The organism is Escherichia albertii NBRC 107761 = DSM 17582 (genome assembly GCF_000759775.1).
Classification (GTDB): domain Bacteria; phylum Pseudomonadota; class Gammaproteobacteria; order Enterobacterales; family Enterobacteriaceae; genus Escherichia; species Escherichia albertii.
The window spans coordinates 1-19,776 of record NZ_BBMY01000013.1 but is presented as its reverse complement, the minus strand read 5'-3'; the positions used below and the strand labels follow the sequence as shown (position 1 = coordinate 19,776).

General features: G+C 52.2%; 13 protein-coding genes and 1 pseudogene. 6 read left to right on the top strand and 8 right to left on the bottom strand.

What is annotated here, in order from left to right:
* Nucleotides 1-15: 15 nt before the first annotated feature.
* Complete coding sequence (gene bioH, locus EA14781_RS03790; RefSeq protein ID WP_001060060.1) at nucleotides 16-786, bottom strand: pimeloyl-ACP methyl ester esterase BioH; 771 nt, start codon at nucleotides 784-786, stop codon at nucleotides 16-18.
* Nucleotides 787-823: 37 nt separating this feature from the next.
* Between bioH and gntX the strand changes: the two genes are divergently transcribed.
* The 3 genes from gntX to gntT all read left to right on the top strand — a co-directional run bounded on the left by gntX (nucleotide 824) and on the right by gntT (nucleotide 3,808).
* Entirely contained in the window at nucleotides 824-1,507 is a 684-nt protein-coding gene (gntX, locus tag EA14781_RS03785) for a DNA utilization protein GntX (protein ID WP_000958744.1), read from the top strand.
* Nucleotides 1,508-1,565: 58 nt separating this feature from the next.
* The gene (gene nfuA, locus EA14781_RS03780) at nucleotides 1,566-2,141 is read left to right on the top strand and encodes a Fe-S biogenesis protein NfuA (RefSeq protein ID WP_000619389.1); all 576 of its coding nucleotides are present in this window, start codon (nucleotides 1,566-1,568) and stop codon (nucleotides 2,139-2,141) included.
* Between the two features lie 350 nt (nucleotides 2,142-2,491).
* Nucleotides 2,492-3,808, top strand: a complete 1,317-nt coding sequence (gene gntT, locus EA14781_RS03775) for a gluconate transporter (protein ID WP_001131743.1) — start codon at nucleotides 2,492-2,494, stop codon at nucleotides 3,806-3,808.
* A gap of 44 nt (nucleotides 3,809-3,852) precedes the next feature.
* Here gntT and malQ read toward each other — a convergent pair whose 3' ends face one another.
* Nucleotides 3,853-5,937 carry a 4-alpha-glucanotransferase gene (gene malQ, locus EA14781_RS03770; RefSeq protein ID WP_000444372.1) on the bottom strand — a complete coding sequence of 695 codons (2,085 nt, stop codon included), beginning with the start codon at nucleotides 5,935-5,937 and terminating at the stop codon, nucleotides 3,853-3,855.
* Between the two features lie 9 nt (nucleotides 5,938-5,946).
* Entirely contained in the window at nucleotides 5,947-8,340 is a 2,394-nt protein-coding gene (gene malP / locus EA14781_RS03765) for a maltodextrin phosphorylase (protein ID WP_000081934.1), read from the bottom strand.
* A 623-nt stretch (nucleotides 8,341-8,963) separates the two neighbouring features.
* Here malP and malT point away from each other — a divergent pair.
* Nucleotides 8,964-11,669 carry an HTH-type transcriptional regulator MalT gene (malT, locus tag EA14781_RS03760; RefSeq protein ID WP_000907053.1) on the top strand — a complete coding sequence of 902 codons (2,706 nt, stop codon included), beginning with the start codon at nucleotides 8,964-8,966 and terminating at the stop codon, nucleotides 11,667-11,669.
* Between the two features lie 42 nt (nucleotides 11,670-11,711).
* Here malT and rtcA read toward each other — a convergent pair whose 3' ends face one another.
* A complete protein-coding gene (rtcA, locus tag EA14781_RS03755; RefSeq protein ID WP_002460055.1) occupies nucleotides 11,712-12,728 on the bottom strand; it encodes an RNA 3'-terminal phosphate cyclase in 1,017 nt (338 codons plus the stop codon).
* A 3-nt stretch (nucleotides 12,729-12,731) separates the two neighbouring features.
* A pseudogene (gene rtcB, locus EA14781_RS03750) lies at nucleotides 12,732-13,958 on the bottom strand (RNA-splicing ligase RtcB).
* 186 nt (nucleotides 13,959-14,144) lie between these two features.
* Between rtcB and rtcR the strand changes: the two are divergent.
* A complete protein-coding gene (gene rtcR, locus EA14781_RS03745) occupies nucleotides 14,145-15,743 on the top strand; it encodes a DNA-binding transcriptional regulator RtcR (protein WP_001232895.1) in 1,599 nt (532 codons plus the stop codon).
* On the opposite strand, the gene EA14781_RS03740 is transcribed toward rtcR, so the two are convergent.
* The 3 genes from EA14781_RS03740 to glpE are packed head-to-tail and all read right to left on the bottom strand — an operon-like array spanning nucleotide 15,725 to nucleotide 17,701.
* Complete coding sequence (locus EA14781_RS03740; RefSeq protein ID WP_000815106.1) at nucleotides 15,725-16,483, bottom strand: DeoR/GlpR family transcriptional regulator; 759 nt, start codon at nucleotides 16,481-16,483, stop codon at nucleotides 15,725-15,727. The genes rtcR and EA14781_RS03740 overlap by 19 nt on opposite strands.
* A gap of 16 nt (nucleotides 16,484-16,499) precedes the next feature.
* On the bottom strand, nucleotides 16,500-17,330 hold the full coding sequence (glpG, locus tag EA14781_RS03735) for a rhomboid family intramembrane serine protease GlpG (RefSeq protein WP_000928714.1): 831 nt from the start codon (nucleotides 17,328-17,330) through the stop codon (nucleotides 16,500-16,502).
* Between the two features lie 44 nt (nucleotides 17,331-17,374).
* On the bottom strand, nucleotides 17,375-17,701 hold the full coding sequence (gene glpE, locus EA14781_RS03730; RefSeq protein ID WP_000371925.1) for a thiosulfate sulfurtransferase GlpE: 327 nt from the start codon (nucleotides 17,699-17,701) through the stop codon (nucleotides 17,375-17,377).
* 189 nt (nucleotides 17,702-17,890) lie between these two features.
* On the opposite strand from glpE, the gene glpD reads away from it, so the two are divergent.
* Nucleotides 17,891-19,396, top strand: coding sequence for a glycerol-3-phosphate dehydrogenase (gene glpD, locus EA14781_RS03725; RefSeq protein WP_000448104.1), 1,506 nt, complete (start codon nucleotides 17,891-17,893; stop codon nucleotides 19,394-19,396).
* Nucleotides 19,397-19,776: the final 380 nt, after the last annotated feature.

The following is a 19,776-nucleotide window of genomic DNA, read 5'->3' as shown; positions in this document are numbered from 1 at the left end:
TATTTCAAATACTGCCTACACCCTCTGCTTCAACGCCACCAACTGTTGACAAAACTCGTCTGGATGCGAAATAAACGGTGCATGGGCCGCTTTGGCGAAGATGTATGACTCGCTGTGAGGCCAGAGTTCATCCAGCATCGGCACCACTTTGCGCGGTACCAGACCATCAAGATACCCATACAATCGCAAAAACGGCATTTGTACATTTTTCAGCGGTTGACGGAGATCGACCATTTTCAGAATTTCCAGTCCGCCATTGAGTACTTCAACCTCCGGCATCGGTAATGCCAGCACGGTTTTCTTCAGCGCTCGTGCATCCTGGCGTGCCGTTTCTGTACCCATGGTTTGTAGTGCAAGGAACCGTTCCACCGTCCGTTGAAAATCTTCACTGAGCTGCTGCTGGAAGCCCGCCAGCACATCCGGTTTTATCCCCAGCCACTCTTCGCGAGCGCTGAAGCACGGCGACGACGCCACGGTGACCAGTGCCTGGACACGCTCAGGATGGGTCAACGCAATTTGGCTTGCCACCAGCCCGCCCAGACTCCAGCCCAGCCAGATGGCGTTATCTGGTGCCTGCTGCAGCACGACTTCCGCCATGTCGGCAAGCGACATGGCGCCGAATCCCTGGCTGCGCCCGAAACCGGGGAGATCAACAAGATGCAACGTAAAATGCGAGCTAAGTTCCTCGTCTATGCAACGCCACACTTCGGCATTCAATCCCCATCCGTGCAACAGCACAAGATGAACATTCCCCTGACCTTTGGTCTGCCACCAGATGTTATTCATCCGCTATTGTTCTCTTTTGACTAACAAGGATGAACATATGCTAACAGTACCTAGATTATGCTGGCTATGCCGAATGCCGCTGGCGCTAGGCCATTGGGGAATTTGTTCGGTCTGCTCACATGCCGCACATAAACATGAAATGCTGTGCCCGCAGTGCGGGTTACCAACGGCACACATCGCTCTCCCCTGTGGCCGCTGCCTGAAAAAACCGCCGCCGTGGCAGCGTCTGATCACCGTATCCAGCTATACGCCGCCCTTAAGCCCACTCATCCATCAGCTTAAATTTTCACAGCGCAGTGAAATCGCCAGCGCGCTTTCGCGTCTGTTACTACTGGCGGTCTTACACGCCCGCCGGACCAGCGGGCTGCAACTACCGGATCGCCTCATCAGCGTACCGTTGTGGCGACATCGGCACTGGCGCCGGGGGTTTAATCAGAGCGATTTGCTTTGCCAACCGTTATCGCACTGGCTGCACTGTCAATGGGATAGCGAAGCCGTCACGCGTACAAGAGCCACAGCAACTCAGCATTTTCTCAACGCCCGCCTGCGCAAGCGCAACCTGAAAAATGCCTTTCGCCTTGAATTGCCCGTGCAAGGTCTCCATATGGTGATTGTGGATGATGTCGTCACCACCGGAAGTACCGTCGCAGAGATTGCGCAGTTGCTTTTACGCAATGGTGCGGCAACTGTCCAGGTCTGGTGCCTTTGTCGAACCTTGTAGAGCCTCGATGATGGGCGTATTATAACCAACTAAAATAGTCAACTATTAGGCCATTACTATGATCCGTATTTCCGATGCTGCACAAGCGCACTTTGCCAAACTGCTGGCAAACCAGGAAGAAGGGACACAAATCCGCGTATTTGTGATCAATCCCGGCACGCCTAACGCTGAATGCGGTGTTTCTTATTGTCCGCCGGACGCCGTAGAAGCGACCGACACCGCCCTGAAATTTGACCTGCTGACCGCGTATGTTGATGAGTTAAGCGCACCATACTTGGAAGATGCAGAGATCGACTTCGTTACCGACCAGTTAGGTTCTCAATTAACACTGAAAGCCCCAAATGCCAAAATGCGTAAAGTAGCAGACGACGCACCGCTAATGGAGCGCGTGGAGTATATGCTGCAATCGCAGATTAACCCGCAGCTTGCAGGCCACGGCGGTCGCGTTTCGCTGATGGAAATCACCGAAGACGGTTATGCCATTCTACAATTTGGCGGCGGCTGTAACGGTTGTTCAATGGTAGACGTCACCCTGAAAGAAGGCATCGAAAAGCAATTGCTGAACGAATTCCCTGAGCTGAAAGGTGTACGCGATCTCACCGAGCACCAGCGCGGCGAGCACTCTTACTACTAAATTTTCTCCTCTTTTGTCGCTTGCCCGATACGACGCTAAAACGTCCTGTCGGGCCTGAATGAAACCTGTATCATTGTTTTACTCCAACAATCCAATTCCTTCATTTCCCCACGATAATTTGACCTGCGTCTCATAATTTAAATTTACCCCACTCTGGTGATTCTCAAGCACGTAATGTTACCCGTATCATTCGCGCGGGCACCAAACACACTCATAACATCTGACGGCACTAATTCGTTTTAGGAGTCATCAGCCGTGGTGCCGTGATATCTCTGTTCTCAGTTGGGACAACCAGGATTTGTCGTCAGAAACCTGACGTTACCCATAACAAATTAAAGGCCAGGTAAATCATGCCATTAGTCATTGTTGCTATCGGTGTAATCTTGTTATTACTCCTGATGATCCGCTTCAAAATGAACGGTTTCATCGCCCTCGTCCTGGTGGCGCTTGCTGTCGGATTAATGCAAGGTATGCCGCTGGATAAAGTAATTGGCTCAATCAAAGCCGGTGTCGGTGGTACGCTCGGTAGTCTTGCCCTGATCATGGGTTTTGGCGCAATGCTGGGCAAAATGCTGGCAGACTGTGGTGGCGCACAACGTATCGCTACGACACTGATTGCCAAATTTGGTAAGAAGCATATTCAGTGGGCGGTAGTATTGACCGGTTTTACCGTCGGTTTTGCTCTGTTCTATGAAGTGGGCTTTGTGCTGATGCTGCCGCTGGTGTTTACCATCGCTGCCGCCGCCAATATCCCGCTGTTGTACGTTGGTGTGCCGATGGCGGCTGCGCTGTCTGTTACTCACGGTTTCCTGCCGCCACACCCGGGCCCGACCGCAATTGCCACCATTTTCAATGCCGATATGGGTAAAACCCTGTTGTACGGCACTATTCTGGCAATCCCAACCGTTATTCTTGCAGGTCCGGTTTATGCCCGCGTGCTGAAAGGTATTGATAAGCCGATCCCGGAAGGTCTGTACAGCGCGAAAACGTTTAGTGAAGAAGAGATGCCGAGCTTTGGCGTCAGCGTCTGGACTTCTCTGGTACCCGTTGTGCTGATGGCGATGCGCGCCATTGCTGAAATGATCCTGCCGAAAGGCCACGCTTTCCTGCCGGTAGCAGAGTTCTTAGGTGACCCGGTAATGGCAACGCTGATTGCAGTGCTGATTGCGATGTTCACCTTTGGTCTGAACCGCGGTCGTTCGATGGATCAGATTAACGATACGCTGGTTTCTTCCATCAAAATCATCGCGATGATGCTGTTGATCATCGGTGGCGGCGGTGCATTCAAGCAGGTGCTGGTAGACAGCGGTGTGGACAAATACATCGCCTCCATGATGCATGAAACCAACATTTCTCCGCTGCTGATGGCCTGGTCGATTGCCGCAGTACTGCGTATCGCGTTGGGTTCTGCAACCGTTGCGGCAATCACTGCGGGGGGTATCGCGGCACCGCTGATTGCAACGACGGGTGTTAGCCCAGAACTAATGGTTATCGCCGTCGGCTCCGGTAGTGTAATTTTCTCTCACGTGAACGATCCGGGCTTCTGGCTGTTCAAAGAGTACTTTAACCTGACTATCGGCGAGACTATCAAGTCCTGGTCGATGCTGGAAACCATTATCTCAGTGTGCGGTCTGGTAGGCTGTCTGCTGCTGAATATGGTGATTTGATAACACTGACTGCCGGATGCGCCGCATCCGGCATCAACCGCACTCTACTTCTTCTTCGCTGCCGCCCTGCGCCGTCTGTCCAAATCCTTCAGCAACTTGTTCACGCCATCATCGGCAAACATCTTTTCAAGCGTTGCGGAAAGTTTGCGTCGCCAGTTTTTGTACTGGTAACTGGTGCCGGGAATATTGACGGGTTCGGCCATATCCAGCCAGTCTTCCGGCTGTAGCCCTAACAGGGCGCTGTTACTGTCGGCGATGTAACGCTGCAAGCCGCGATTAAGCATCGGTGTCATCGACATCAAGGATGCCTTATGCCCGGCACGTTTGGGCAGACATCCATATTTATGCAGCGCATCCAGCAACCCTTGCTTCGCCAGCTCACGATCCTGATACAAACCACGCAGCACCACGTCATCCGGGTACAGACCCAGCGTTTTGCCCAGCGTTAAATCTCCGCTTTCCCAATAACCGCGCAGTGTTGGCAAGTCATGCGTCGCCGCAACCGCCATCGACTGCTCTGGATACGCTTTCGGCGCGCGGAACGTCTTCTCGTGATCGTTTTCGAAATAGAGTACTTTGTAGGAGTAAACACCGCTACTTCGCAGCTTACCGACTATCTCTACTGGCACTGTGCCGAGATCTTCGCCAATCACCATGCAGCGATGACGCTTACTTTCAAGCGCCAGAATTGAGAGCAGATCATCCACCGGATAGTGAACATACGCCCCCTGATCCGCCGTCTCGCCATACGGTATCCACCACAAACGCAGCATCGACATCACATGGTCAATTCGCAACGCGCCGCAGTTTTGCATATTGGCGCGCAGCAGCTCGATAAACGGCGCATAGGCGCGCGCGGTGATGATATGTGGGTCCATCGGCGGCAATCCCCAGTTCTGCCCCAACGGGCCAAGGATATCCGGCGGCGCGCCAACCGATGCTTTCAGGCAATACAGTTCACGGTCACACCAGGTTTCCGCCCCGCCTTCCGCTACACCAACCGCCAGGTCGCGGTACAAACCAATCGGCATTTCATAGCCCTGGCTTATCTCCCAGCAGGCGGCAAACTGGCTGTAAGCCAGCCACTGCAACCAGAGATAAAAATCGACATCATCACGATGTTCTTCGCAGAACTGACGCACCTCTGGCGAGTCTACGTTCTGATATGCCTGCGGCCACGCCGGCCAGCCCCAGCGCATTTCATCTTCTTTCACCTGCTGGGCGTGTAACGCATCAAATGCGGCCTGCCAGAACAGGCTGTCTCCCTGTTCTGCGACAAACTGACGAAATGCCGCCATTTGCTCATCATCTCGTAGCGAGAATCCTTTCCATGCCATTCGCAACGCCGTCATTTTCAAGGCGGTGACGGTAGAATAATCGACCCAGTCAGCATCCCGCGCTTGTTGCAGCGTCCGTTGAGTGGTTGGCATTTGCCACCAGGCTTGTGCCTCTTCGCTAAGTTGAAAATCCTCAACGCCGTTAACGTCGATATAAATCACGTTCAACCAGCGGCGAGAAGACGGGCTATAGGGACTGGCACTTTCTGGATTTGCCGGGTAAAGCGCATGAATCGGGTTCAGGCCGATAAACGATCCGCCGCGTTTCGCCACATCCACCAACATGGATTTGAGATCGCCAAAGTCACCTATTCCCCAATTTGTTTCCGATCGCAGTGTATAAAGCTGAACGCAAGCGCCCCACAGCTTTTGTTTATTCAGCAACGCCTGCGGTTCGTAGCAACGTTTAGGCGCGACAATCACCCGGCAGTGAGAACGCTGTTCGTCCTGAGTGAGCGTCAGGCTGTGATACCCTTCTGGCAGCCTCGCGGGGAGGTTGAATGTTTTACCTCCACTCACGTGGCCCTTGTACTGCATTCCTTCTTCGGTGGTCAACAGCCAGCTATATTCACCATTGCCCCCCACAGCCATCGGCATTTTTTTACCGACGGTATAAACCATGACATTCGGGACAGGCGTTACCGCCACTTTCGTGGCGGTACGTTGATGCATCGCGTCAAGCAAACGCCGTTTGGTTTCGGCGCTAATCGACTGCGGTTTACCGTGGGCATTGATGTAATTGGGGCTGATCCCCGCCGCCAGCGCGGCATTATCCAGACGTTTGCTTTCCATCGAGCTTCCTTAGCGTTTTGCCTGCCAGATACGAGCCTGGTAATCGCGAATAGAGCGATCCGAGCTAAACATACCGCAGCGGGCGGTATTGAGGATCACTGCGCGAGTCCAGGCCTCCTGGTCGCGGTACAGTACATCCACTTGCTTTTGTGCCTCTACGTAGGCTGCAAAATCCGCCATGACCAGATACGGATCGCCCCCCTGTTTGCCGATACTGTGCAGCATCGACTCGAAGGCATGCTTATCGCCGTCGCTGTATTTACCGCTTTCCAGCTCTTTCAACACGGCGTCCAGCACCTTATCTTTCTTCCGCCATTTCACCGGGTCGTAGCCTTTAGCCAAAATGGCCTTCACTTGTTCCACGGTATGACCAAAGATAAAGATATTTTCTTCACCGACTTTCTCGGCGATTTCAACGTTAGCGCCATCCAGCGTACCGACGGTGAGTGCGCCATTGAGCGCCAGCTTCATATTGCCAGTACCGGAAGCTTCTTTACCTGCGGTGGAGATTTGCTCGGAAATATCCGCCGCCGGGATCAGTTTTTCCGCCGCCGAGACACAATAATCTGGCAGGAATACCACCTTCAGTTTGTCACCCACGAGTGGATCGTTGTTGATCACATCAGCCACTTTATTGATCGCAAAGATAATGTTTTTCGCCAGGTAATAGCCTGGTGCTGCTTTCGCACCGAACAGAAACACACGCGGCACGCGGTCAGTCTGCGGGTTTTCGCGAATTTCTTTGTACAACGCCAGAATATGCAGCAGATTCAGGTGCTGACGTTTGTACTCGTGCAAACGTTTGATCTGGACGTCGAACAGAGCCTGAGTGTTGATCTCAATGCCTGTGCGATTTTTTACAAACTCTGCCAAGCGGGCTTTATTCGCCTGCTTGATCTCGCGATATTGCTGGCGGAATTTTGCATCATCAGCGAATTTTTCCAGATTGATCAGTTGATCAAGATCGTTAGCCCACTCTTTTTTCAGTGATTTATCCAACAATGCCGCCAGTGCCGGGTTGCACTGTTTGATCCAGCGACGAGGAGTAATACCGTTGGTGACGTTATGGAATTTATTCGGCCACAACTGGTGATATTCCGGGAACAGATCTTTCACCACCAGATCCGAATGCAACGCCGCTACACCGTTCACCGCAAAACCGCCAACTACGCACAGATTTGCCATATGCACTTGCTTATCGTGCACAACCGCCAGTTTGGCCCACACTTTTTCATCGCCCGGCCAGGTTTTCTCCACCAGCGTTTTAAAGCGAGTATTAATTTCGTTGATTATCTGCATATGACGCGGCAACAACGCTTTCACCAATTTCACATCCCAGCGCTCCAGCGCTTCCGGCATCAGGGTATGGTTGGTGTAGGCGAAAGTTTTGCTGGTGATCGCCCAGGCTTCATCCCAGCTCATCTGGTGCTCATCAATCAATACACGCAACAGTTCAGGAATAGCAATGGTTGGATGTGTGTCGTTCAGTTGAATAACTTCATAATCTGCCAGTTCGTGCAGCTTACGGCCCGCCTGATGATGGCGACGCAAAATATCCGCCACCGAGCAGGCACACTGGAAGTACTGCTGCATCAGCCGCAGTTTTTTACCTGCGGTGTGGTTATCGTTCGGATAGAGCACTTTGGTCAGTTTTTCGGCGTTGATGCCCTGCTGTTCGGCACGCAGGAAATCACCATCGTTAAATTTAGTCAGATCGAACGGATGCGCATGCGTTGCCTGCCACAGACGCAACGGTTGCGCTATACCATTACGGTAGCCGAGAACGGGGAGATCCCACGCCTGACCAGTAATAGTAAATTCGGGTTCCCAGCGTCCATCTTTTGTCACTTTACCGCCAATGCCGACTTGCACATCCAGTGCTTCGTTATGACGGAACCACGGATAATTGCCGCGATGCCAGTCATCCGGCGCTTCAACCTGTTTGCCATCGACAAAAGACTGGCGAAACAAACCATATTGATAGTTCAGGCCGTAGCCTGTAGCAGCCTGGCCAACGGTTGCCATTGAATCGAGGAAGCACGCAGCCAGTCGCCCCAGGCCGCCATTGCCCAGCGCCGGATCGATCTCCTCTTCCAGCAGATCGGTCAGATTGATGTCATAAGCCTTCAACGATGCCTGTACATCCTGATACCAGCCGAGGTTCAACAAATTATTGCCCGTCAGACGGCCAATTAAAAACTCCATTGAGATGTAGTTAACGTGGCGCTGATTCGCCGCCGGTTTGGCGAAAGGCTGAGCGCGTAACATTTCAGCCAGAGCTTCGCTCACTGCCAGCCACCACTGGCGAGGGGTCATTTCGGCCGCAGATGTTAAGCCATAACGCTGCCACTGGCGTGACAGAGCTTCCTGAAATTGCTTTTCGTTAAAAATAGGTTGTGACATAGGAGTTCCACTTTTCTTAGATTTTAAACACAACGTTATCGCTAGTTTGCCAGGCTCCATGTTGACCTTCCTCATCCTACGGGGGATTAGGCAGGGAGGAGTAACGGGGATGAGCAAGGAAATGTGATCTCGACCACTTAAAGGTAGTGCAATCCACTGCAAAGCATCTGTTCGGTGACATACAGAGCAAAAAACCTGCCTTTTAAGCGTAAGAAATGACCGTTGCGTATTATCAAAAAGCGGAAGGTAACGCTATAAATTAAGTAAAGAAGTGAAACCGTTTCGGCGATGAAATATCAATGGCGCTTCATCTTATTCTTAATGGATTTATTAATATCATCTTTTCAGATAGCAATTTCATCAGGAATAGAGAGAACATCATTGCTTAAATAGGGACAATGAACATAAGGAATATACCGTAAAACCCAGCATCTACGCTGCATCAGCGTTGTTTTAAGGTGAACCATTAATAAACGTTTGGAATTGTGACAGAGTGCAAATTCAGACACATAAAAAATCACCATCGCTTGCATTACAAAGGTTTCTGTCCGACCTTATGACCATTAATTACGAAGCGCAAAAAAAATAATATTTCCTCATTTTCCACAGTGAAGTGATTAACTATGCTGATTCCGTCAAAATTAAGTCGTCCGGTTCGACTCGACCATACTGTGGTTCGTGAGCGCCTGCTGGCTAAACTTTCCGGCGCGAACAACTTCAGGCTGGTGCTGATCACAAGTCCTGCGGGTTATGGAAAGACAACGCTCATCTCCCAATGGGCGGCTGGAAAAAACGATTTGGGCTGGTACTCGCTTGATGAAGGCGATAACCAGCAAGAGCGTTTCGCCAGCTATTTTATTGCCGCCGTGCAACAGGCGACCAGCGGACACTGCGCCATTAGTGAGACGATGACGCAAAAACGGCAATATGCCAGCCTGACGTCACTGTTTGCCCAGCTTTTCATCGAACTGGCGGAATGGCATAGCCCACTTTATCTGGTTATCGACGATTATCACCTGATCACCAATCCGGTGATCCACGAATCGATGCGCTTCTTCATCCGCCATCAGCCGGAAAATCTCACTCTGGTGGTGTTATCACGAAACCTTCCACAGTTGGGTATCGCCAATTTACGTGTACGCGATCAACTGCTGGAAATCGGCAGTCAGCAACTGGCGTTTACTCATCAGGAAGCTAAGCAATTTTTTGATTGCCGTCTGTCATCGCCGATTGAAGCAGCAGAAAGCAGCCGGATTTGCGATGATGTTTCCGGTTGGGCGACCGCGTTGCAACTCATCGCGCTCTCGGCAAGGCAAAATACCCATTCTGCTCATAAATCCGCACGCCGCCTGGCTGGAATCAATGCCAGCCATCTTTCCGATTATCTGGTCGATGAGGTTTTAGATAACGTTGATCTGGCAACGCGCCATTTTTTGTTGAAAAGCGCCATTTTGCGTTCCATGAATGACGCGCAGATTTCCCGTGTTACTGGCGAAGATAACGGCCAAATGCGCCTTGAAGAAATCGAGCGTCAGGGTCTGTTTCTGCAACGGATGGATGATACTGGCGAATGGTTCTGCTATCACCCGCTGTTTGGTAACTTCCTGCGTCAACGCTGCCAGTGGGAGCTGGCGGCTGAACTGCCGGAAATCCACCGTGCTGCGGCTGAAAGTTGGATGGCACAAGGTTTTCCCAGCGAGGCTATTCACCATGCTCTGGCAGCAGGCGATGCGCTGATGCTGCGCGATATCCTGCTTAATCACGCCTGGAGTCTGTTCAACCATAGCGAACTTTCTCTACTGGAAGAGTCGCTGAAAGCCCTGCCGTGGGACAGTCTGCTGGAAAATCCACAACTGGTGTTGTTACAGGCCTGGCTAATGCAAAGCCAGCATCGTTATGGCGAAGTGAACACCCTGCTGGCACGTGCCGAACATGAAATCAAGGACATCAGAGAAGGCACCATGCACGCAGAATTTAACGCTCTGCGCGCCCAGGTGGCGATTAACGACGGTAATCCGAATGAAGCCGAACGACTGGCAAAACTGGCACTGGAAGAACTGCCTCCGGGCTGGTTCTACAGCCGCATTGTCGCAACCTCTGTGCTGGGGGAAGTGTTGCACTGTAAAGGCAAACTGACCCGCTCACTGACGTTAATGCGGCAAACTGAACAGATGGCACGCCAGCACGATGTCTGGCACTACGCCTTGTGGAGTTTAATCCAGCAAAGCGAAATTTTGTTTGCGCAAGGGTTTCTACAAACCGCGTGGGAAACTCAAGAAAAAGCGTTCCAGTTGATTAACGAGCAGCATCTGGAACAGCTGCCAATGCATGAGTTTCTGGTACGTATTCGTGCGCAACTGTTATGGGCATGGGCGCGGCTGGATGAAGCCGAAACCTCGGCGCGTAGCGGGATTAAGGTCTTATCTTCTTATCAACCGCAACAGCAGCTTCAGTGCCTGGCAATGTTAATTCAATGCTCACTGGCCCGTGGCGATCTGGATAACGCCCGCAGTCAACTTAACCGTCTGGAAAACCTGCTGGGGAATGGTAAATATCACAGCGACTGGATCTCCAACGCCAATAAAGTCCGTGTTATTTACTGGCAGATGACCGGAGATAAAGCCGCTGCCGCCAACTGGCTGCGCCACACCGCGAAGCCAGAATTTGCCAATAACCACTTCCTGCAAGGTCAATGGCGCAACATTGCCCGTGCGCAAATCTTGCTGGGTGAATTTGAACCTGCAGAAATTGTCCTCGAAGAACTCAACGAGAACGCCCGCAATTTACGATTAATGAGCGATCTCAACCGTAACTTGCTGCTGCTCAACCAACTGTACTGGCAATCCGGGCGGAAAAGCGACGCCCAACGCGCATTGCTGGACGCATTAAAACTGGCGAATCGCACCGGCTTTATCAGCCATTTTGTCATCGAAGGCGAAGCAATGGCGCAGCAATTACGCCAGTTAATTCAACTTAACACACTGCCAGAACTGGAACAGCACCGCGCCCAGCGTATTCTGCGGGAAATCAATCAACATCATCGGCATAAATTCGCCCATTTCGATGAGAATTTCGTTGAACGTCTGCTAAATCATCCTGAAGTACCAGAACTGATCCGCACCAGCCCGTTGACCCAGCGCGAATGGCAAGTGCTAGGGTTAATTTATTCTGGTTACAGCAACGAACAAATTGCCGGTGAACTGGAAGTGGCGGCAACCACCATCAAAACGCATATCCGTAATTTGTACCAGAAGCTCGGCGTGGCCCATCGCCAGGATGCGGTACAACACGCCCAGCAATTGTTGAAGATGATGGGATACGGAGTGTAAGTTTAGCCGGATAACGCGCCAGATCCGGCTTACATCTCTGTATCATTCAATGCTCACCCGCGTTACGCCATCTGTTTCTATCAAACAAAACCGTACCGGCAAGAAACGCTCCACCACCGCGATATTGGTCAGCAGATGGCATGAGGGATGGGCGACCGTAAATTCCCCCGCACCCGCTAGCGCCATCGGTAGCACAATCTGGTCAGCGAGATACTCCCCCACCGCCGCCGGGCTTGCCAGGTAGCGTTTCACCTCTTTCACCAACTGCGCGGCGACCACTTCGGCACTGACGCGCTTTTCACCGACGACAAAAAAACGTTCGGTGATATTTTCACTTTCGACTTCAAGCGAGACGGTATTGCCCGGCCCCTGGTCACGCGGCAGGTTATGAACAGCCTGTTCATGCAGTGAAAAACTTGCCGCCAGCGTAGCGATTTCACGCTCAGCGACATGGCGCGGCACACCAGCTAATAGCACCTCTCCACGCATCCGCACAATGTTCCCGCGCTCGCCAAGTTGCAAGGTGTTAAACGATGCCACAGGCGAGACTTCCGTCGCCACCACCCCGCCTCCTGCAGGGTAAAAACCGTGGCGTAATAACGTGGTTTGCTGATGAATTCCCATTTTCGTCAGCAGCGGCTCCAGCACCCGGCGGATAAAGTCCGCAGGCGGTGCCGACGGGTTATCGGTGCCACCACTCACTTCAACACGCGAAGGCCCATCGGCAAACCACAGCGCGGGCAGCACCGTTTGCAGCACCAGCGTACAACTTCCGGCGCTACCGATAGCAAAGCGGTAATCGCCGCCGCGCACGGCGCCGGGCCGAAAGACCAGATGCTGCGACCCCAGCTCCGCGCCTTCCACCGTTGCTCCGCAAATTTCTGTCGCCGCCTTTACCGCGGTCAGATGCTGGCGCAACAGCCCCGGTTTCGCCCGCCCGGCACGAATGCCGGTGATGGTAAATGGCTGGCCGGTTATCATCGACAGACTCAGCGCCGAGCGCAGGATCTGCCCGCCGCCTTCGCCCTGTGCGCCATCCAGCGTAATCATCCTTTTCATCATTTATCCTTTTACGCACACCACCTGACGCAGAGTGTAGAGAACTTCCACCAGATCGCTTTGTGCTGCCATCACCGCATCGATATCTTTATACGCCATCGGAATTTCGTCGATCACTTCGGCATCTTTACGGCATTCCACATGCGCGGTGGCACGAATTTGATCTTCCACGCTGAACAGTTTTTTCGCTTTAGTACGGCTCATTACCCGCCCGGCACCGTGGCTGCACGAACAGAACGACTCTTCATTTCCCAGCCCACGGACGATAAAGCTTTTCGCCCCCATCGAACCGAGAATAATTCCATATTGACCAGCACGCGCAGACACCGCGCCTTTACGCGTCACATAGATCTCTTCGCCAAAGTGCTGTTCTTTTTGCACATAGTTGTGGTGACAGTTGATCTCTTCCATCGCCAGCGTTTGTGACTGTCTCACCGTTTTCTACGTAACGCTCTGCAACGCCGACACCACGTTTTCCATCATCGCATCGCGGTTCAGGCTGGCAAAAAGCTGCGCCCAGGCCACGGCTTTCAGATAATCATCAAAGTATTCCGAACCTTCCGTGAAATACGCCAGGTCACGTGACGGCAACGTTTCAAGCTGGTCCTGCATCTCTTTTTGCGCCAGATCGATAAAATAAGTTCCGATGGCGTTACCGATTCCGCGTGAACCGGAGTGCAACATAATCCACACCTGGTCCGACTCATCAAGGCAGATTTCAATAAAGTGGTTACCCGTTCCCAGCGTTCCCAGGTGTTTATAGTTATTGGTATTAAGGAAACGCGGATATTTTTGCGTTAGCCACTGATAACCCGCTTCCAGCTCAGCCCATTTCGCATCGACGTTAACAGGCGGATTTTCCCAGGCACCTTTATCACGTTTACAACGCCCGGTAGTGCGCCCGTGTGGTACGGCAGTTTCTATCGCCTGACGCAGCTCCGCCAGGTTTTCGGGCAAGTCCGCCGCCGTTAACGCGGTACGCAATGCGTTCATTCCACAGCCGATATCTACACCCACCGCCGCCGGAATAATCGCCCCTTTGGTCGGGATCACGCTACCAATGGTGGAACCTTTACCCAGGTGTACATCCGGCATTACCGCAATATGTTTGAAAATAAACGGCATCTTCGCGGTATTAATAAGTTGCTGACGCGCATCGGCTTCTACCGGCACGCCTTTGGTCCACATTTTTACCGGGGCATTTTCAGTGGTCAGTAATTCGTAATTCATTATGTTTTTCTCTTTTCGTTGGTATGTCCTGATAATTGCAACCGTCGTGCCAGAAAATTAAATAAGCCGCTTAATTTTTTAATTCATTGTTTTTAAATAGATAAAATATTCCAGTCCGTAAACGGAGATTTCCCGCAAAGCCAATTTACCGATAATGAAATATCGTCTTTTATAAGGATATCTAAGATGCGTAAAACAGTGGCTTTTGGCTTTGTCGGCACCGTACTGGATTATGCCGGACGCGGCAGTCAGCGATGGTCGAAATGGCGTCCGTCACTCTGTCTATGCCAGCAAGAATCGTTAGTCATCGATCGACTGGAATTGTTGCACGACGCCCGCTCAAGCTCGCTGTTTGAAACGCTTAAACGCGATATCGCCAATATTTCGCCAGAAACAGAAGTGGTGGGCGTTGAGATTGAACTGCATAACCCATGGGATTTCGAGGAGGTTTACGCCTGCCTGCATGATTTTGCCCGTGGTTACGCATTCCAACCTGATAAAGAAGACTATTTAATTCACATCACCACCGGTACCCACGTGGCGCAGATTTGCTGGTTTCTGCTGGCGGAAGCGCGTTACCTGCCCGCCCGGCTGATACAATCTTCGCCACCGCGCAAAAAAGAGCAACCGCGCGGCGCAGGTGAAGTGACCATTATCGATCTCGATTTAAGCCGTTATAACGCCATCGCCAGCCGCTTTGCCGAAGAACGTCAGCAAACGCTCGATTTTCTTAAGTCCGGCATTGCCACGCGTAACCCCCACTTCAACCGCATGATTGAGCAGATCGAAAAAGTGGCGATTAAATCTCGCGCACCGATCCTGCTTAACGGCCCAACCGGTGCGGGCAAGTCGTTTCTGGCGCGACGCATCTTCGAGTTAAAACAGGCGCGACATCAGTTTAGCGGCGCGTTTGTTGAGGTGAACTGCGCCACTCTGCGCGGTGATACCGCTATGTCCACGCTGTTTGGTCATGTAAAAGGCGCGTTTACCGGGGCGCGAGAATCGCGGGAGGGGCTGCTACGTAGCGCCAACGGCGGAATGTTGTTTCTCGATGAGATTGGCGAACTGGGCACAGACGAACAGGCAATGCTGCTGAAAGCCATTGAAGAGAAAAACTTTTACCCGTTTGGCAGCGATCGCCAGGTGAGCAGTGATTTTCAGCTTATCGCCGGTACGGTGCGCGATTTACGCCAGTTGGTTGCCGAAGGCAAGTTCCGCGAAGACCTGTACGCGCGCATTAATCTCTGGACCTTCACTCTGCCTGGGCTACGCCAGCGCCAGGAAGATATTGAGCCTAACCTGGATTATGAAGTGGAGCGCCACGCCTCACTCACTGGCGATAGCGTGCGTTTTAACACCGAAGCACGTCGCGCCTGGCTGGCCTTTGCGACATCTCCCCAGGCGACATGGCGTGGTAACTTTCGCGAGCTTTCAGCCAGCGTCACGCGGATGGCGACATTTGCCGATAACGGACGCATTACTCTGAAAACGGTAGACGATGAGATTGATCGTCTGCGTTATAACTGGCAGGAGAGTCGCCCCGCGGTGCTTACTGCATTGCTGGGCGAGGAAGCGGAAAACATCGATCTCTTTGACCGTATGCAACTGGAAAACGTTATTGCCGTTTGTCGTCAGGCAAAATCGCTTTCTGCTGCCGGACGCCAGCTTTTTGACGTTTCGCGCCAGGGCAAAGCCAGCGTCAACGACGCAGATCGACTACGCAAATACCTGGCGCGTTTTGGTCTGACGTGGGAAGCCGTGCAGGATCAGCACAGCTCCAGTTGAATATGGTGGTCCGTTAGCACCTGCATCACGCCTGCTGGCGGCATCGTGTCGGTGTAAACCGCATCGACCATGCTGATGCTGCCCATATTCACCATCGCGTTACGGCCAAATTTTGAGTGGTCAACGACCAGCATGACGTGGCGCGAGTTATCGATAATGGCGCGTTTAGTGCGCACTTCGTGGTAATCAAACTCCAGCAGCGAGCCGTCGCTGTCGATGCCGCTTATCCCCAGAATGCCGAAATCGAGGCGGAACTGAGAGATAAAATCGAGCGTCGCTTCACCGATTATCCCGCCGTCGCGGCTACGCAATTCGCCACCGGCGAGGATAATGCGAAAATCTTCTTTTACCATCAACGTGTTAGCAACATTGAGGTTGTTGGTAACAATGCGCAGATTACTGTGATTGAGCAACGCGTGCGCCACCGCTTCCGGCGTAGTGCCGATATCAATAAATAGCGTGGAGCCATTGGGGATTTGCTCCGCCACTTTGCGGGCAATACGCTCTTTTTCTGCGGTCTGGGTAGACTTGCGATCGTGCCACGGCGTGTTAACGGAACTGGAAGGTAGCGCCGCGCCGCCATGATGACGCAGGATCAGGTTTTGCTCCACCAGCTCATTGAGGTCGCGGCGAATAGTCTGCGGGCTAACGGAAAAATGCTCCACCAACTCCTCGGTGCTGACATAACCCTGCTGTTTAACCAGTTCGATAATACCGTTGTGACGTTGTGTTTGTTTCATTTATAAATCCCTGGAATTATTTTCGTTTTCGCGCATTAAGCGAATCAACAAAAGCCATCGCTAAACCCACGGCTAACCCGGCGATGTGTGCTCCGTTCGCCATCGACATCCCAAACAAATCAAACCATCCGGCGACAATCCAGATCAGCGCGAAGATGATTAACCCACGTTGCAGGTAAATGCCACTTTGTGGATCGCGCTCGCCGCGCAGCCAGACGTAACCCATCAGCGCATATACCACGCCAGAAAGCCCGCCAAACCACGGCCCGCTGAATTTTTGCTGCACATAGCCGCTTAACAAGGCGCTAATGAGGGTAATGACAATTAGCTTACCGCTGCCGAGTCGTTTTTCCACCGCGCCGCCGAGATACCACCACCACAGGAGGTTAAAGAGGATATGCATCAGCGAGAAGTGCATTAACGCATGAGTAAAGTAACGCCAGAACTCAAATTTCAGCGCTGGCTCAAAAGGCCAGGCCAGCCATAACATCACTTCCTGATCGCCGAGGATTTGCATGGCGATAAACACCAGCACACAAGCAATCATCACGGCCCAGGTTACCGGTCCGGCACGTTCACGCAAGGTGGCAAAGAAAGGAAAACGGCGATAATGCAGCCCGCTGCCAGTATGACCGGATTGCCAACTGGCCGCCAGGTAACGCGGGTCTGCCGGGTTTTCGTGAAAACGCGCCAACTCCGCCCGCACGCGTTCGGCCTGGGATTCATCCGCCAGCCAGACATCGCTTTGGTTATGTTGTTGAATCGTGAGGATAACGCCCTGCGTCGCCATGTAATCAACAAATGCCTGCGCCACGCGGGGGTTAGCAAAAGAGGTAATCATCAACATCGTTGCTGTCGCTTATTCCACACAAAAGAGGACAGTATAAAGCGTTACGCGCCGTAAGCCACCTCTGCGGGAAACTGTCGCTGCCACGCGTCAAAACCGCCATCAATACTGTAAACCACGTCGTAGCCTTGTTGCAGCAGATACTGTGCCGCGCCTTTGCTGCTATTGCCGTGGTAACACATCACCATTACGGGAGTATCGAAGTCATTTTCACGCATAAATGCGCCCAGCGTGTCGTTGGTTAAATGGAAAGCCTGCGCCGCATGCCCCATAGCGAAACTTTGTGGATCGCGAATATCGACCAGCACCGCCTCTTTTTCCTGCAACTTCTGGTGCGCGTCAGCAACATTAATACATTCGAACTGATCCATGCGTCTCTCTTTCTTTACATACAAGTGGGCAAATTTACCGCACAGTTTACGTCGAAGCGGCAGATAAACGCCATAATGTTATACATATCACTCTAAAATGTTTTTTCAATGTTACCTAAAGCGCGTTTTTTTGCTAATATGCTCGATAACGAACATTTATGAGCTTTAACGAAAGTAAATGAGGGCAGCATGGAAACCAAAGATCTGATTGTGATAGGTGGCGGCATCAATGGTGCTGGTATCGCGGCAGACGCCGCTGGACGCGGTTTATCCGTGCTGATGCTGGAGGCAGAGGATCTCGCTTGTGCGACCTCTTCTGCCAGTTCCAAACTTATTCACGGCGGCCTGCGCTACCTTGAACACTATGAATTCCGTCTTGTCAGCGAGGCGCTGGCAGAACGTGAAGTGCTGTTGAAAATGGCCCCACATATCGCCTTCCCAATGCGTTTTCGTCTGCCGCATCGCCCGCATCTACGCCCGGCATGGATGATTCGTATCGGTCTTTTTATGTACGATCATTTGGGTAAACGTACCAGTTTACCGGGTTCAACAGGTTTGCGTTTTGGCGCAAATTCGGTGTTAAAACCAGAAATCACACGCGGATTCGAATATTCTGACTGTTGGGTAGATGATGCCCGTCTGGTATTAGCCAATGCCCAGATGGTGGTGCGCAAAGGGGGTGAGGTGCTAACCCGTACCCGCGCGACTTCCGCTCGCCGCGAAAACGGTCTGTGGATTGTGGAAGCAGAAGATATCGATACTGGCAAAAAATACACATGGCAGGCACGCGGCCTGGTTAACGCCACGGGACCGTGGGTGAAACAGTTCTTCGACGACGGGATGCATTTGCCTTCGCCTTATGGCATCCGCCTGATCAAAGGCAGCCATATTGTGGTGCCGCGCGTGCATACCCAAAAGCAGGCCTACATTCTGCAAAATGAAGATAAACGTATTGTCTTTGTGATCCCGTGGATGGACGAGTTTTCCATCATCGGCACCACCGATGTGGAGTACAAAGGCGATCCGAAAGCGGTGAAGATTGAAGAGAGTGAAATCAATTACCTGCTGAATGTGTATAACGCGCACTTTAAAAAGCAGTTAAGCCGTGACGATATTGTCTGGACCTATTCAGGCGTGCGTCCACTATGTGATGATGAATCCGATTCGCCGCAGGCCATTACCCGTGATTACACGCTCGATATTCATGATGAAAACGGCAAAGCGCCGCTGCTGTCGGTATTCGGCGGTAAGCTGACCACCTACCGCAAACTGGCGGAACACGCGCTGGAAAAACTCACGCCGTATTATCAGGGCATTGACCCGGCGTGGACGAAAGAGAGCGTGCTACCGGGTGGCGCTATCGAAGGCGACCGCGACGATTACGCCGCCCGCCTGCGCCGCCGTTACCCATTCCTCACCGAATCGCTGGCACGTCATTACGCACGGACCTATGGTAGCAACACTGAGCTATTACTCGGCAACGCAGGGGCGATAAGTGACCTCGGTGAAGATTTTGGTCATGAGTTCTACGAAGCGGAGCTGAAATATCTGGTCGACCACGAATGGGTCCGCCGCGCCGGCGATGCCCTGTGGCGCCGTACAAAACAAGGTATGTGGCTGAATGCGGAACAACAATCTCGTGTGAGCCAGTGGTTGATGGAGTATACGCAGCAGAGGTTATCGCTGGCGTCGTAAGGATGATGCCCGGTTGTGAGGTACGACCGGGTAGGTAAGGCTTTGCGGGCAGCGTGCTCAATGTTTATTGTCGGATGCGGCGTGAACGCCTTATCCGACCTACAAATATCGCAAATTCAATGAATTACATTCAACATGTAGGCCCGATAAGCTTGCGCATCGGGCATAAGTATCCAGTGTTTAAGTCACCGCTTATATTTCACTGTCTCCAACTTGATGGGCTGTAAATTCGCGGTTACCCAGATAACGCTTAATTCAACCAGACGGTGCGACTCGCCTTTCTTTTTCTTGAGTAGTGCAATAAGCAAGCGAGTTTATTCCAACAACTGTTCCGGGAGCGCATTTCCCTGGCTGACATATTCCAGAAAGGCATCTGGGTG

Bases quoted from the DNA above. Each gene is read 5' to 3' on its own strand.
- malQ (WP_000444372.1), bottom strand. From the start codon at position 5,937: ATGGAAAGCAAACGTCTGGATAATGCCGCGCTGGCGGCGGGGATCAGC.
- malT (WP_000907053.1), top strand. From the start codon at position 8,964: ATGCTGATTCCGTCAAAATTAAGTCGTCCGGTTCGACTCGACCATACT.
- EA14781_RS03740 (WP_000815106.1), bottom strand. From the start codon at position 16,483: ATGAAACAAACACAACGTCACAACGGTATTATCGAACTGGTTAAACAG.
- nfuA (WP_000619389.1), top strand. From the start codon at position 1,566: ATGATCCGTATTTCCGATGCTGCACAAGCGCACTTTGCCAAACTGCTG.
- gntX (WP_000958744.1), top strand. From the start codon at position 824: ATGCTAACAGTACCTAGATTATGCTGGCTATGCCGAATGCCGCTGGCG.
- malP (WP_000081934.1), bottom strand. From the start codon at position 8,340: ATGTCACAACCTATTTTTAACGAAAAGCAATTTCAGGAAGCTCTGTCA.
- bioH (WP_001060060.1), bottom strand. From the start codon at position 786: ATGAATAACATCTGGTGGCAGACCAAAGGTCAGGGGAATGTTCATCTT.
- rtcA (WP_002460055.1), bottom strand. From the start codon at position 12,728: ATGAAAAGGATGATTACGCTGGATGGCGCACAGGGCGAAGGCGGCGGG.
- glpE (WP_000371925.1), bottom strand. From the start codon at position 17,701: ATGGATCAGTTCGAATGTATTAATGTTGCTGACGCGCACCAGAAGTTG.
- gntT (WP_001131743.1), top strand. From the start codon at position 2,492: ATGCCATTAGTCATTGTTGCTATCGGTGTAATCTTGTTATTACTCCTG.
- glpG (WP_000928714.1), bottom strand. From the start codon at position 17,330: ATGTTGATGATTACCTCTTTTGCTAACCCCCGCGTGGCGCAGGCATTT.
- rtcR (WP_001232895.1), top strand. From the start codon at position 14,145: ATGCGTAAAACAGTGGCTTTTGGCTTTGTCGGCACCGTACTGGATTAT.
- glpD (WP_000448104.1), top strand. From the start codon at position 17,891: ATGGAAACCAAAGATCTGATTGTGATAGGTGGCGGCATCAATGGTGCT.